13 protein-coding genes and 1 pseudogene are annotated in these 13,270 nt (G+C 67.4%); 3 read left to right on the top strand and 11 right to left on the bottom strand.

Annotated features, from left to right (window positions below):
- Both K8V84_RS16345 and K8V84_RS16340 read left to right on the top strand, forming a co-directional pair.
- A pseudogene (locus K8V84_RS16345) lies at positions 1–639 on the top strand (acyl-CoA dehydrogenase); the annotation flags it as partial.
- Positions 640–684: 45 nt separating this feature from the next.
- Entirely contained in the window at positions 685–1,101 is a 417-nt protein-coding gene (locus K8V84_RS16340) for an SgcJ/EcaC family oxidoreductase (protein ID WP_304075831.1), read from the top strand.
- A gap of 93 nt (positions 1,102–1,194) precedes the next feature.
- Here the strand turns inward: K8V84_RS16340 and K8V84_RS16335 are convergent, their stop codons facing one another.
- The 9 genes from K8V84_RS16335 to K8V84_RS16295 form a co-directional block, all read right to left on the bottom strand.
- Complete coding sequence (locus tag K8V84_RS16335) at positions 1,195–2,445, bottom strand: cytochrome P450 (RefSeq protein ID WP_304075829.1); 1,251 nt, start codon at positions 2,443–2,445, stop codon at positions 1,195–1,197.
- Between the two features lie 30 nt (positions 2,446–2,475).
- On the bottom strand, positions 2,476–3,288 hold the full coding sequence (locus K8V84_RS16330) for a TIGR03084 family metal-binding protein (protein ID WP_304075827.1): 813 nt from the start codon (positions 3,286–3,288) through the stop codon (positions 2,476–2,478).
- Positions 3,285–4,310, bottom strand: a complete 1,026-nt coding sequence (locus tag K8V84_RS16325) for a carboxymuconolactone decarboxylase family protein (protein ID WP_304075825.1) — start codon at positions 4,308–4,310, stop codon at positions 3,285–3,287. The genes K8V84_RS16330 and K8V84_RS16325 overlap by 4 nt, the downstream gene beginning before the upstream one ends.
- A gap of 37 nt (positions 4,311–4,347) precedes the next feature.
- The gene (locus tag K8V84_RS16320; RefSeq protein WP_304075823.1) at positions 4,348–6,006 is read right to left on the bottom strand and encodes a GMC family oxidoreductase; all 1,659 of its coding nucleotides are present in this window, start codon (positions 6,004–6,006) and stop codon (positions 4,348–4,350) included.
- Positions 6,003–6,572, bottom strand: a complete 570-nt coding sequence (locus tag K8V84_RS16315; RefSeq protein ID WP_304075821.1) for a DUF5987 family protein — start codon at positions 6,570–6,572, stop codon at positions 6,003–6,005. Before K8V84_RS16315 ends, K8V84_RS16320 begins: the two co-directional genes overlap by 4 nt.
- A gap of 55 nt (positions 6,573–6,627) precedes the next feature.
- The gene (locus tag K8V84_RS16310) at positions 6,628–7,983 is read right to left on the bottom strand and encodes a cytochrome P450 (RefSeq protein ID WP_304075819.1); all 1,356 of its coding nucleotides are present in this window, start codon (positions 7,981–7,983) and stop codon (positions 6,628–6,630) included.
- Positions 7,980–9,005, bottom strand: a complete 1,026-nt coding sequence (locus K8V84_RS16305) for a DUF1702 family protein (protein ID WP_304075818.1) — start codon at positions 9,003–9,005, stop codon at positions 7,980–7,982. Before K8V84_RS16305 ends, K8V84_RS16310 begins: the two co-directional genes overlap by 4 nt.
- 71 nt (positions 9,006–9,076) lie before the next feature.
- Positions 9,077–10,057 carry a DUF1702 family protein gene (locus tag K8V84_RS16300; protein WP_304075817.1) on the bottom strand — a complete coding sequence of 327 codons (981 nt, stop codon included), beginning with the start codon at positions 10,055–10,057 and terminating at the stop codon, positions 9,077–9,079.
- 1 nt (position 10,058) lies between these two features.
- Positions 10,059–10,847, bottom strand: a complete 789-nt coding sequence (locus tag K8V84_RS16295; protein ID WP_304075815.1) for a helix-turn-helix transcriptional regulator — start codon at positions 10,845–10,847, stop codon at positions 10,059–10,061.
- A gap of 658 nt (positions 10,848–11,505) precedes the next feature.
- On the opposite strand from K8V84_RS16295, the gene K8V84_RS16290 reads away from it, so the two are divergent.
- Positions 11,506–12,183 (top strand): TetR/AcrR family transcriptional regulator, encoded by a 678-nt coding sequence (locus K8V84_RS16290; RefSeq protein ID WP_304075814.1) that lies wholly within the window; start codon positions 11,506–11,508, stop codon positions 12,181–12,183.
- A 37-nt stretch (positions 12,184–12,220) separates the two neighbouring features.
- Here the strand turns inward: K8V84_RS16290 and K8V84_RS16285 are convergent, their stop codons facing one another.
- Complete coding sequence (locus K8V84_RS16285) at positions 12,221–12,754, bottom strand: carboxyl transferase domain-containing protein (RefSeq protein ID WP_304075812.1); 534 nt, start codon at positions 12,752–12,754, stop codon at positions 12,221–12,223.
- The gene (locus K8V84_RS16280; protein ID WP_304075811.1) at positions 12,751–13,269 is read right to left on the bottom strand and encodes a flavin reductase family protein; all 519 of its coding nucleotides are present in this window, start codon (positions 13,267–13,269) and stop codon (positions 12,751–12,753) included. The genes K8V84_RS16285 and K8V84_RS16280 overlap by 4 nt, the downstream gene beginning before the upstream one ends.
- Position 13,270 lies beyond the last annotated feature (1 nt).

Below are 13,270 nucleotides of genomic sequence, written 5' to 3'. Positions count from 1 at the left end.
GACGACTGGTACACCTCCGGGTTGCGCGGCAGTGGGAGCGTCACGACGGTGGCCGAGGACGTCTTCATCCCCCAAGAGCGCGTTCTGCCCATGGGTACCGTCCTGGCCGGAAGGAACGACCCCGAGACCTCCCCCGCCTACCGGTCACCACTGCTGCCCGTCGCCGCCGCTTCCTCCGTGGGCTGCGCGGTCGGCATGGCAGCGGGGGCCGCAGACGCCTTCCTTGAACGCCTCCCCGGACGGAAGATCACCTACACCTCCTACGAGCGACAGAGCGAGGCCCCTCTGACCCATGTCCGGGTGGCGGAGTCCGCGATGCTCTCCGACACCGCCGGGTTCCACGCCCTGCGATTGGCGGAAACGGTGGACGGTAGGGGGATCGACGGCTCCGAATGGTCCCTGGAGGACAGGGCCCGGTGCCGCGCGGACCTCGGTGCGGCCTGTCGGAGTGCTCGGGAGGCCGTCGACCTGCTCGCGTCCTCCAGCGGCGGATCCTCGGTGTACTCCACCGCGCCGATCCAACGGTTCCGACGGGACCTGCACGCCGTGAACCTGCACGCGCTGATGAACCCCGACACCAACCACGAGCTGTACGGGCGCGTCCTGTGCGGCCTGGAACCCGACACCCCTTATGTGTGAACCCCGATACGCCCCGGAAAGGGCGATGACGACAAGGAGAGGTCGATGAACGCACGAACGAAGGAGACCGCGGTGGAGGAGAAGGACAGGGAGGCGGTCGTCGCCGTGCCGGGGCGCATCGTGGCGGCCTGGCGGGAGAACAACGCCCAGGCCTTCTCCGAGGTCTTCACCGAGGACGGCACCATGATCCTGCCGGGCGTCTTCCGCAAGGGACGCCAGAACGTCAAGGCCTTCATGGAGTCGGCCTTCTCGGGCCCGTACAAGGGCACCCGAGTGACGGGGACCCCCGTGGACCTACGTTTCCTCGGCCCCGACAACGCGGTGATCGTGACCCAGGGAGGCATTCTGGCCTCCGGTGAGACCGAGGTCTCCGACGAACGGGCCGTCCGTGCCACCTGGGTCGTCACCCGCGAAGCCGGGGACTGGCGCCTGGCCTCCTACCAGAACAGCCCGCGAGGATGAGTCGTGACCGGCCCGGGGCGGTGACCGGGCCGGTCGGCACGAAGACAGAGGGTGGGAACGGTTCTTCGTTCCCACCCTCTTCGTTCACCCCGCTCAGGTGTCCTGGGCCGCGGGCACGGCCTTCCGGCCGAGCCGGACGGGAAGGCTCCGGTGGCCGTTCATGATGAAGGTCGGCAGCGGCTCCAACCCGTGTTCGGGTACGGCCAGAGCGATCTCGGGGAAGCGGGAGAACAGTCGCGACAGTCCCGTCTCGGCGACCAGCCGGGCCACACCGGCCCCCAGACAATAATGGGGACCGATCCCGAAGGACAGGTGTTCCTTGTCCTCTCGGGTCAGGTCGAAGCGGTCGGCGGTCTCCCCGTGCAGGTCCGGGTCACGACCGACGGCACTGTAGTTGACCAGGATGGGATCACCCTGGGAGATGGTCACACCACCCAGTTCGATGTCTTGAACCGCGTACCGCAGGGGCAGATGGGCCAGGGGGGACTGCACGCGCAGCGTTTCATCCACGACCTCCTGCCACGGGACCCGCCCCGAGAGGACCAGATCGAGTTGATCGGGATGGGAGAGCAGGGCGGTGATGGCGTTGTCGAAAAAGTTGATCGTGGTCTCGGATCCGGCTCCCAGGATCGCGAAGATCGTGTCCGTGAGCTCCTGATCGCTCAACCTGGAACCGTCCTCGTCCTGCGCCGCGATGAGGTCGGAGGTGATGTCCTCCCCCGGCTCACCGCGTTTGAAGGCGATCAGTTCCGTCATGGCCCCACGCCAACCCGTGAGTACGGCCTGGGCCTGCTCTGGACCGACCGTGGTGTCGACCATCATGTCGACGACCTCGGCGGTCCTGGCCCGTGCCTCCTCCGACATGCCGATCATGTCGGCGACGAGCCGAGCGGGTAGCGGGTAAGCGAAACGTGACCGGAGGTCGACCTCCTCGGATGGTCCCGAGCGGCCCAGCCCTTCGAGCAGTTCCTCGGTCAGTTCCTCGATCCGCGGTAGGAAGGCCTTGCTCCGACGCGGGGTGAACGCCTTGCCCACCAGCTTCCTCAGCCGTAGGTGGTCCTTTCCGTGGGCGGTCACCATGTTGTCCATGGCGATCCAGCTGATCATTTCCCAGTCCGGAGGGATCTCCCCGTTGATGAAGGCCGGCCAATGAGCACGAGCGCTCTTGGTCACACGAGGATCGGTGAGCACGGACTTGATCGCGCTGTAGCTGTTCAGCGACCACGCCAGAACACCGCCGGGGAGCTCCACCCGCGTCGCGGGGCCCCGAGAACGGAGCATGTCGGTCTCACCGTGCAGATCCCGTCCACCGGTGTCGAGTACGTGAGGGCATGTCGAGGCCATGAGGGCACCATCCTTCTTGACGAGAGGTCATCAGACGAACTGTCCGGGCTTACGACCCTCACCGGCCGGGCCACGATAGGCCTGGGCGATGTCCAGCCAGTGGTCGGCGTCGGACCCGAACCCGCGCACGGCCAGGTCGTCACGGTGACGGCGTCGGGTGACCAGCAGACAGAAGTCGGTGGCCTCGCCCGTGATCCGCTGTTCGGCGTCGGCCGGTCCGAACTCCCACTTCTGTCCGGAAGGCGAGGTCAGTTCGTACCGGAACTCCGTCTCCGGCGGAACGAGTCCCCGGGACTGGTAACCGAACTCCCAGGTCAGCACCGCGAAACCGGCCACGTTACCGATCCGGTCGGTACGTTCGGGGGTCACCCCCAGCGCGTCGGCGATGTCCTGTCCGTGGGCGAAGACCTCCATCATCCCCGCACAGGCCAGCACACCCGGGGGGATCGGTCGCACGAGCCAGGGCAGTGGTCGGTCGGCCGGGGCCGCGGCCAGCGCATCGATCGCGAAGTCACGGTCGGCCCGCCAACGGGCGAGCAGCCTCTCCGGGTCATCCAGGGGGTAGGTGGTAAGCACCGCGTTGACGGCGCCGTCGAAGTCCTCGGCGGCCTTGGCCGTCATTGCGGCGAAGGCCTCGGCGTCCGAGGCCGCGGTTCCGGCCAGGCGGAAGACGAAGGACAGGTGGGCGACCTGGTGGGCCACGGTCCACCCCACTGCCGGAGTGTCCCTTGCCCACTCGGCCGGGGACAGCTCCGCCACGAGCGCGTCGATCTGCGCCGCCTCGGCGGTCAGGTCCTCGATGACGGCGGGGAGTTCGGTGATGACGTTGGGGAGATCGTTCACGTCGGCTTCCTCTTGTTCTCTTGTGGGGTGTGCGAGTGTGCGTGTTCGGGGCCCTCGCCCGCCGTAGGGATCGGGGCGTGTCGGGCCGCGGTCATGGCCGCCCAGGAGACGATGCGGACCAGGGCCGGATCGTCGACTCCGAGTTCACGGCAACCGGCGATCGTCCCCCCGTCGACCTGGTAGGAGGCTCGTGCGGTGAGCAACACCAGACGGCCCAGAGGTCGATCGTCCCGGGGAAGGTCGCGCACCACCTCCTCCACCCAGGCACGGCTGATCCCCGCCGGACCGACGCCGTGCTCCTCGAGGTGTCGGTGCAGCATGTTCCGCACGGTGAGGGGGAGGACCCCTTCCCCGGCCGCGTCGATGGTGAGGGTCGCGGCGGCCAGGGCGGACCGGATCCGTGGGGCTTCGGCGGCCCAACCCAGGTCCTCGGGCAGGGGCGCGCCTCGCGCCGCTTCGGGCAACAGGTCGAGAGGCGGTCCGGAACGCGCCCTCCCGTCCCCGGCGGCGATCACCGCCCCCGTGGCGCGACGCAGTGTCCCGTGGACGGCCATGGGTGCGAAACCGGGCAGGGGTGATTCGGGCAGGAAGACGTTGACCAAGCGGTTGATGTGCTGGAAGGTCAGGGCGACGGCGCCCAACTCGGCGCGCTCCGTGAGGTCGCCGGAGGTCGACGGGCCCTCACCGGTGGAATCGAGTGAGTCCAACGTGGCTCCGTGCACCTCCACGCAGTAGGGGCAGGAATTGTCCCGGGAGACGGCGGTGGCCATCGCCTCCCGGGTGGACCTTTGGGTACGGCCCGGGACCAGAAGCGACTCGCGCAGCAGTGTCCAGGTCGCCGCGGCGCACTCGGGGGCGGGTGCGAGCAGGGCGACCGGGGGTGCGAGGACCCCGAATTCCCGCTCCAGTCGCCGGTAGAGGGTCGCGGTGGTGCCTCGGGCCGCGCGGGGCGCCACCGGACGCACATGACGTACGTCCCTCAGTGACCGCCGAACGGCCGCGCGCAGGATCAGCCGGAACACGTGGGTCGCCCTTCGATGGTTGGTCGGAACCGGTGGCTCAGGTTCGCCGGCCGGGGAGATCGAGGACGCTCCCGCGCCCCGACGTGGCGCCATCGGGGGCGGGAGCGCCGTAGGTGACGCCGACACCGCGCTCCCGGGCGGCCTCGACGATGCCGGGCACGGAACGCTCGGCCAGGGCGGCGATGGTCATCGCGGGGTTGACGGTGAGCGCCCCGGGTACGGCGGAACCGTCGGTGACGAAGATCCCTGGGTGTCCACGGAGTTCGTGACGGTCGTCCAGGGCCGAGGTGTGCGGATCGTCCCCGATCCGGCAGGACGCCAGGGGATGGACCGTGTAGGCCCCGACGAGATCGTTGGTCCAGGGGGCCACCCGGGCTATCCCGTCCTTCTCCAGGATCTCCTTGACCTCGGCGTCCGCGCTCTGCCATCCCTTCCACGTGTTCTTGGTGGGGTGGTAGCTGATGGGGCCCCGACCGAGCATCTGTTGCGAGAGCCGGACCGCGTTCCCCGTGGGTGGTGGCGTGCCGAAGACCCCCTCGTTGTCGTCCTCGCTCATCGTGAAGACGATCAGCCACGACCTCCAACGACGCAGCATCTCCTTCTTGTCCGCCCCGAACCACGCAGGGGCCGGCGCTCCGGGCACCTGGGCGAGGATGGTGCCCAATGCCGGTGGAAAGTAGAGCTGCTCCAGGGAGTAGCGCGAATACTCGGGCAAGGAGGCGTCCAGCCGGTCCCAGTTGGCCACGCAGGGCCCCTTCCCGACCTGGAACGCCTCATAAGCACGTTGGTCGTCACGGGACAGACCGAGTACGTCGCGAACTCGGTCCTCGTCGACCACGGCCGTGTTGAGCCGCTCGCCGTTGCCCGAGAAGTAGCGACCGACGGCGTTCGGCATGGCTCCGAGGTCGCCTTCCGACCGTTTGAGGATGACGGGGGTGGCGCCGGCCCCCGCCGCCAGGATCACGATCTTGGCGTCGATGCTTCCGGAATCCGTCCTGATCCGGTAGTCGTCCTCGTCGATGACGTCGTAGTGGACCCGGTAGGAGCCGTCGATCATGCGCTCCACCCTCTGGACCTCGTGCAGGGGTCGGATCCGGGCCCCGTGCGCGACCGCGGCCGGTAGGTAGTTGGTCGTCAGGGACTTCTTGGCGTCGAAACGGCAGCCCGCCATCATCCAATTGCAGTTGACGCAGGTGTCCTTGTCGATCGCCACCGGTACGGGGTTGGCCGTACGACCGGAATGATCACAGGCCGCTCCCCAAAGGCCCCCCGCGTAACTGACGTCGGACCAGTCCTGGGCTCGGACCCCCATTGCCTCGGTGACCCGGTCGTACCACGGGTCGAGGGTGTCCCGCGTGATGGCCTTGGGCCACATGCGTCGGCCGATCGACCCCTGACGGTCGAAGACGAAACGTGGCGCCCGGGGCAGGGCCGCGAAGTACACCATGCTGCCCCCGCCCACGCAGTTGCCACCCAGGACGCTCATTCCATCGCCCACCGTGAAATCAAAGATCCGGGTGTAGGACGAGCCCAGGAGGAAGTCGTGGTCGAACTCCTCGCTCCGCAGCCAGGGACCGCGTTCGAGGATGGTCACCCGTGCTCCGCCCGCCGCGAGGTGATAGGCGGTGATGGCCCCACCGAAACCGCTTCCGACCACGAGGACGTCGGTGCTGTCACTGCTGTGGCCACCGTTCATGCGAGACTCCCCGTGGAGTTCGTATCCGGATGGAGTCGGGCCAGGGGCCTGCCATAGGAATACTCCGCAAAACGCAGGAGACCGTCGGCGTCGGGCGCGGCGAACCCCATGGCCCGCAGCCCCGGGTGGCCGTTCTTGATCGCGACGGGGGTACTGAGGTGGGCCGCGCTGTCATAGGCCATGTTGCAAAAGAGTGCGAGCATCACCCAGAATTCCTTCTCCGGGTGGCCCGGTGCCGTCAGGGCCCGGACCAGGCGGGTCCGCTCCTCGAAGGGCAACTCGACGAAGGGCGGGTGATCTCCGACGAGCGTGACCTCGCACAGCTGCGCGTGGTGCTCGGCGTGCTCGTTGAGGAGTTCGACGAACTCGCCCAGTCCCGAGGTGACTCCGGTGGCCGGGGTACGTAGAAGCTCCAAGGCTCCCGCCTCGACCGCGCCCGCGTCATGGGAGCGTCCGGCGATCGTCACGTCCTCGGGGGCGCGTTTGGTGCCGGGAAGGATCGTGTCGGCGAACGCCTCCAACGTTACTGTCTCGACGCTTCGGGCGTCGGGCATGCCCCTGGGCATGGTCATCTCCTCGTTGCTGTGGGCTGTTGTCGTCGCTCTTTCGGACGGTGTCCGCTCAGCCGTCCTGAAACCGGTGGACCCTCATCGGCAACCCCCCGCGGACCCGGAGCGAGAGCATCGGCTCGGGTTCGGCCCGGTGCCCCGGTGGCAGGGTCAGTCGAAGTTCTCGTGAGATGCTCGCGAGCACGAAGACCGCCTCCAACATCCCGAGGTTGCTCCCGATGCAGACCCGGGGGCCTGCTCCGAAAGGGATGTAGGCATAGCGGTGCCGGTCGTCCCGGGCCGCCGGATCGAAGCGCTCCGGGTCGAAGCGTTCGGGGTCGTCCCAGGAATCGGGGCGCCGGTGCAGGGTGTAGGGGCAGATGAGCACGTCCGCACCGGCCGGCACGTGGTAGCCGCCCACCTCGTCCTCTTCCAGGGCACGGCGCGGCAGGATCCACACCGGCGGATACAGCCGCATGGTCTCCTGGACGACCATCGTGGTGAAGGTGAGTTCGTGCAGGTCCTCATGGGTGGGCGTCCGGTTCCCCAGGACACGCACCGCTTCCTCGTGGAGTCGCTCCGCGGTTCCGGGGTTGCGGTCTATCAGGTAGAACGCCCAGCTCAGTGTGCTGGCCGTGGTCTCGTGCCCGGCCAACAGCAGGGTGACCAACTCGTCGCGCACCCGGCGGGTACGGATCCTCGGATCGGACTCGTCCGCGGCGGCGACGAGCACCCGGGAGAGGGCGTCGTCCGCGTCCTCGGAAGGGACGTGCTCCCGTACGAGTCGTCCGACGATGCGTTGGAGCTCCCTGCGGGCACGGCGGAACCGGGACTGGGTGGGCAGGGGCAGCCACACGGGAAGCCCGTTCATCGTGACCATGTCGAACATGGCCTGGTCCTGGACGGCCTCGAACGCGGATCCGATGGTGTCGAAGGCATGAAGGTCGGTGTCGAGCAGGGTGCGACCCAACACCCCCAGGGTCAACCCGGTGGCCTCGGCCGCCATGTCCACGGTGCCCCGCCCCACGCTCATCGCCAACCGGTCCACCAGTGCCACGGCCTCCCCGGCCACGGCGTCGGCCTGTGCGGCGATCCGTTGGTGTCCGAACACCGGGCGCATGGTCCGACGTTGGGCCTTCCACAGGTCGCCCTCGCTGGTCAGCAGCCCGTCGCCGAGCGCCCGTTTGGCGTGGACCTGCCCGATCCCCTTGTGGTAGTTGCCACTGTTCTCGGCCAGCACCCGCTTGGCGTGTTCGGGGTGGTTGAAGAAGTACAGGGTCTTGGGACCGGCCGTCATGCGCACGGCGTCTCCGTGGTCCCGGGTCGCGGTCGTCATCATGGCGAGTCGGTCGATGACCAGGTCGCGCAGCATGGCGGGTGCCGCGGAGAGTGGAGTGCGAGGCGGGTGTCGTAAGTGCGCGCCGGTCATGTCGGTCCACCCTCGTGGGAGGTCAGTTCCCGGGCTATGCCGGCTCGCCACGTCTCGTACGGGGGGTGCAGGGGGTCGTGGGCCAAGATCGTCGTGTCGGGGCGCAGGGCGCGAGAGACACGCGCCGCACGCTCCGCGTCCGTGCCGCAGAGAACGGACGTGCCGAGTTCGGTGTGGGGCACGACGAGGCCTGGCCGCACCCTGGCCTCGGCTGCGAACGCGCCGCCCTGTGCGAGGGAGCCTCGATGTTCACCGGCGCGATCGAGAAGACGGCGGAGTTCCTCCTCACTCGCTCCACCGGCGTAGGTGGCGGCGAGTCCGACGCCCGAGTAGAGGTCCGGCCGACGCGCGTCGACGAATCCCTCGACCAACCGGGTGACCTGATCGACGTCGGTCCCACCGACGAACCACAGCGCCCTACCGATCCCCTGGTCCGCGGCCCGAAGGGCGTAGGCTCCGTCTCCGGTCCAACGGGCGGCCCGATCGTCACGCGCATGACCGTGCACGTACCGCTCGGTGTGGAAGTAGGCTTGGTGGAAGCCGTAGCCGTCATGGACCAACCAACGCAGCAGTGGGTCGAGTTTTCGGGTGTCCGGCCAAAGGAATCTCGGAAGACGGGCCATCCCCCACCCGATTCCCACGTAGGCCATGTAAACGTGCGGGGCGCCCACCCCCCGTAGGAAGGCGTCGGTGCGGTGTCTTCCCGGCAGGAGTCCGTCGAGGAGGGTGAAACCCATGGCCGCGCCCTCGTACGCGAATCCCCGGTACCGCGTGGGCAACGCGGACAGCCGCCGGTCGGTGACGTCCGGCGACGCGGTCTCCACAGCGTCCCCGAGTCCGGTGAGGAAGGACTCCCCAACGGTCTCCAGGACCTCTCGTGCCCACGTTCCCTTGTCGTGGAAACCGCGGGTCTTCAATCTCGTCGCGGATACGTCGGGTATCAACACCCGGCGACGCAGTGCACCCATCACGGTGGCCAACTGGTCCTCGTTCCCGTCGCTTCCGTATCGGTCGATTCCCATCCTTCTCGGTGACCCGGCGACCGATCTACTCAGGAATTGCCCCGGGTCTCCCGCCCACTGAGCAGCGCACTTCAGGAGAATCGGCCGCGCACCTGGGCACGCCATGTCTCGTAGGCCGGTTCGGGGCCGCCTCGGTCCCGTCGGACACCGCACTCGTCGGCCAGCGCTGCGGCCTCCTCAGGCGTGAGACCGGTCAGGGCGCGCACGGCCGCCTCGGTGTGATCGGGAACCTGTCCGGAGAAGACCCGGGCCTTGGCCGCGAAGACCGCTCCTTGACGCACGTGCGGTGCGTCCTCGCCCGCGAGCTCCAATAGCGCGTGCAGCGCTTCGGGCTCGGCCCCGCCCGCGAACACGGCGGCGAGACCGACCCCGCTCCACAGGTCAGGGCGCCGGGGGCGGGGAAAGCACTCGACCGTGGCTCCCACCGCGTGGTGGAGGGCTCCATGGACGAACCACAGCGCACGTCCCACCCCTTGGTCGAAGGCCCGAAGGAAGTAGTCCGGGTAGCCTTCCCAGGGATAGGGATCGGGTGTGCGTTGGCCGTCGATCCATCGCGACGCGTCGAAGTACGCCTGGTCGAAGCCATATCCGTCGACGGCCAACCAGCTCATGGTCGGGTGGTAGGGGTTGCCCTCCAGATCGGGCACGATCCTTCTCCACAAGGGTCGTGGGAGACGGGACATCGCGAAGCCGATACCGATGTAGGAGAGGAAGGTGTGCGGTAAGGCGGGGCCGAGCATGAACCGGCGCGTGTGGTCGTTCCGTCCGAGGGGGAGGACGTCCCGGATCGTGTAGGCCATGGTCACCCCCTCGAAGGCGAACCCACGTAGTTCGGGCGTGACGGCGTCCAAACGGTGTTCCACCTCCTGTGGCTCGTTGGCCTCGATCCCCCATTCGAAGCCGCAGACCACGGCCTCGGGGATCCTCTCCAGTAGACGTGCATGGGGTGAGCGGCGGCCGGGATGCCCCAGATGGGTGAGTCCCACATGGGACATGCGTGGGGCCAGCAACAGTCGTCGTAGTGCGCCGAGCGAGCGCGGGCGGGCACCCATCTCAGGCGACGGTCTGCCGGATACAAGCGGCCCGCGAGAACTTCCCCTGCGGTACCACGTTCGAGTTCAGCAGGGTGACCGCCAAGGGCGCATCCGTCTCCTGGACCTGCTCCATGCTCAGGTGGACGAAGGTCCGCAGCCCACGGGCGATGTGCACGGGCCGGCGAGACGAGCCGATGAACATCCGCCCGGCGCGGGCGCGGTCCGCCTTGGGCACGGCCGTCGCTATGATCGTGTGGGGGCCCATGGGGACGTCCGCGATGGTGAACTCGGCGTGTTCCCTGGCGGATAAGACCTCGTAGGCCACCGGAGAACCCTGGGGGACCACCTCGGGGTACACGGCGACGAGCACGTCGCTTGGTCCGGCCTCCTCGGGAATCTCCAGCGACCCACTGATCGTGTGGGAAGGCCCCGGCATGTGCGGTTTCAGGCTCCTGGCGCGACGCATCTCGTCCGCGTCCGGCAGGCAGGAGTATTCGTGGGAGGCGACCACGAGTAACTCCGCCACTTTCGGGTCCCGGTACTGGGTGGGTGACATACCGACTGCACGGGTGAATCTGCTCGTGAAGGTTCCCACGCTATTGTATCCGACGCTGCACACGATATCGGAGACGGTGAGGTCGGTCGTGAGAAGGAGTCTCTTGGCCGCGAACAGGCGAACGCAGGTCAGGTAGCGCCCAGGGGTAACGCCCGTGGAACGCGCGAAGACCCGAGAAAAGTGATAGGGGCTGACGAAGACCTCGGCTGCGATCTCTTTGAGAGTGAGAGGCTCGGAGTATCTTTTGTGCATGGACATCACGGCCTGACGAACAGAATTATGCATTTTCTCCATACGACTCCCCTGAACTCTAGAACATGAACAAATAATTAATTCATTCATCCGAACCGGAGATCAAGGGTTCGAAATGCGTAAGGAGCAATCACTTCATTGGAAGAAACGTTCGACACCGAGACCGCACACACGGAGCCCGAAGCAGCAGGCCCCATCATCGACCCACCACCTCCAACCTCGCGAAGCAACCCTTATCGTGCCACCGACACACAGCGACACACACCTTCCATCTTGCTTTCAAGGACACAAAACGGACATCATGAAAGCCCTTTTTTCGCCACCCACACCAACACGCTCAGCAACCTGCAATCACTGAGAGTGCGGGTATCAATTCGAGAAACTTTCTGCCGACAACCCTTACCACCCCCTCCCAAAGGGAACACGCCGCGCGCTTTCGGGCCTGGACCTGGAAACCTGAAATAAATAACATGAACCCAGTGTGATAAACAGGGAACGGAGTCCCGTTTACCGGATAACCTCGACACTCGACCGATCCGTGTCCGAACAGGAAATTCTCCGCCGCACCGGAAGCCGGACCAAAAAAGTCCCCCTTGAAGACCGAAAAAGAGCTACCCATAAGTAGCCCGGAAGCGCGACACCCGGAAGACTCACCTCCATGAGTCCTCGAAAGGCGGATCCCGACACCCGCGCCCGTCTGGTCGACGCCGCGGCCCGGCTGCTCTCCGACGAAGGACCACAAGCGTTGTCCACCCGCAGGCTCGCGCAGGAGACCGGGAACTCGACCATGGCCGTGTACACCTACTTCGACGGCATCGGAGGCCTGGTCCACGCCATGGTCCACGAGGGGTTCGAACGTCTGCAGGAACACCTCACACGGGTGCGGCACACCGATGACCCGGTCAGCGACCTCGCCCTGCTCGGCCGGGCCTTCCGTCACAACGCCGCGCGCAACGAACACCTGTACGCCGTGATGTTCGGAGGATGCTCACTGGCCGGTTTCCATCTGTCGGAGTACGACCGACAGCATGGCCGTTACACCCTGCGCAACGTGACCCGATCCGTGACCCGATGCATGGGGGCCGGACGCTTCCACCCCGACGACGCGGATCTGGTCTCCCACCGCCTGTGGTGCGCGGTGCACGGCCTGACCACCCTCGAACTCGGCTCCTACCTCATCCCGCCCTACGACGCCGACCGGTGTTTCGAGGACCAGCTGGTCTCCCTCATGGTGGGCTGTGGTGACACCCCGGAGCGCGCCGCACGGTCCGTGTCGGACTCCGCGGCGCGATTACCGCTCCTGGTCCACGCCCCGGACCCGGACGGTCCCGCCTGAGACCACGGCCCGACCGCCCGACCCCGTCCAACGTCACTCACCAGGTGTACTGCCCTGAGAGGTTAGGTACGCGAGCGGCCTCCCGGCGATCTCTCGCAAGACGAGGAGCGAAGGTCGGCCCGGGTTCGGCTGTCCGAGCGAAGTCGGCGCAGCGAGAGACGGCCTGGTGGTCGCGAGCCCGGAATGATCCGCGGAACACGCCCTGGGGATCCCCCAGGATCGTGAAGTCCTGGGCGTAGACAAACACACGTCGGCCCCCGATGGTCCCCGAACCCGCGCCCACACCGTCGGTGTGGGCGCGGTACTCCGGTGTTCCCAGCCCTTCACGCCGGCGACGGCGGAACACACCGAGCTCCACGAAGGAACCCTCGTCCAGTAGGAGGGCCAGGCGTTCCCGTGCGGTGCGCTTGCCCCGATCGTGCCGGCGTTCGACACCGGCGGGGTCCCCCGCCTCGATGAGACCGCGCAGGGCGTCACGCCGTCCGCGCAGCTCCGCCATCGTAGGACGCGTTTCGGTGAGCCTGCCACCTGATACCGGCACCGGCCCCAGGCCCACTTCCGGGGTACTCATGTACCGGTCACCCGACCGTTGCGCACGGGCGCTTCCAAGGCGCCGGGCAGACCATGGAAGACACCTGCGTGGAACAACAGGGCCCCGCGTCGGTCACCGGTGCCCGCGTCGGTCACACGTCCGATGAACACCGTGTGATCCCCTGCCACGACCCTTTCGACCACCTCGCACTCCAGCCATGCCAACGCTTCGGCGATCAACGGCGCCCCGGTGTGCGGCCCGGGGATCCACGACACGAAGTCGAACTGCTCCCACCCGTGGGGGCGAGAACGGTTCGCGAAGTGGCGCGCCACCTCCTCCTGCTCGGTGGACAGGATCGACACCGCGAAGTGTCCCTCGGTGGAGAGCGCCTTGTGCAGGCGTGCGGTGCGCGTGACGCAACAGAGCACCAACGGTGGGTCGAGCGAGACCGAACAGAAGGCGTTGGCCGTCATCCCTTGGGGAGCACCGCCACCGACAGTGAGCACTGTGACCCCGGTGGCGAAGGTGGCCATCACCTTGCGCAGGTCCTCCATG

The sequence above is a fragment of the Nocardiopsis listeri genome (assembly GCF_020741345.1).
GTDB classification, from domain to species: domain Bacteria; phylum Actinomycetota; class Actinomycetes; order Streptosporangiales; family Streptosporangiaceae; genus Nocardiopsis; species Nocardiopsis listeri_A.
The sequence above is the reverse complement of the archived record's forward strand: the minus strand, read 5'-3'. Positions and strand labels throughout refer to the sequence as shown.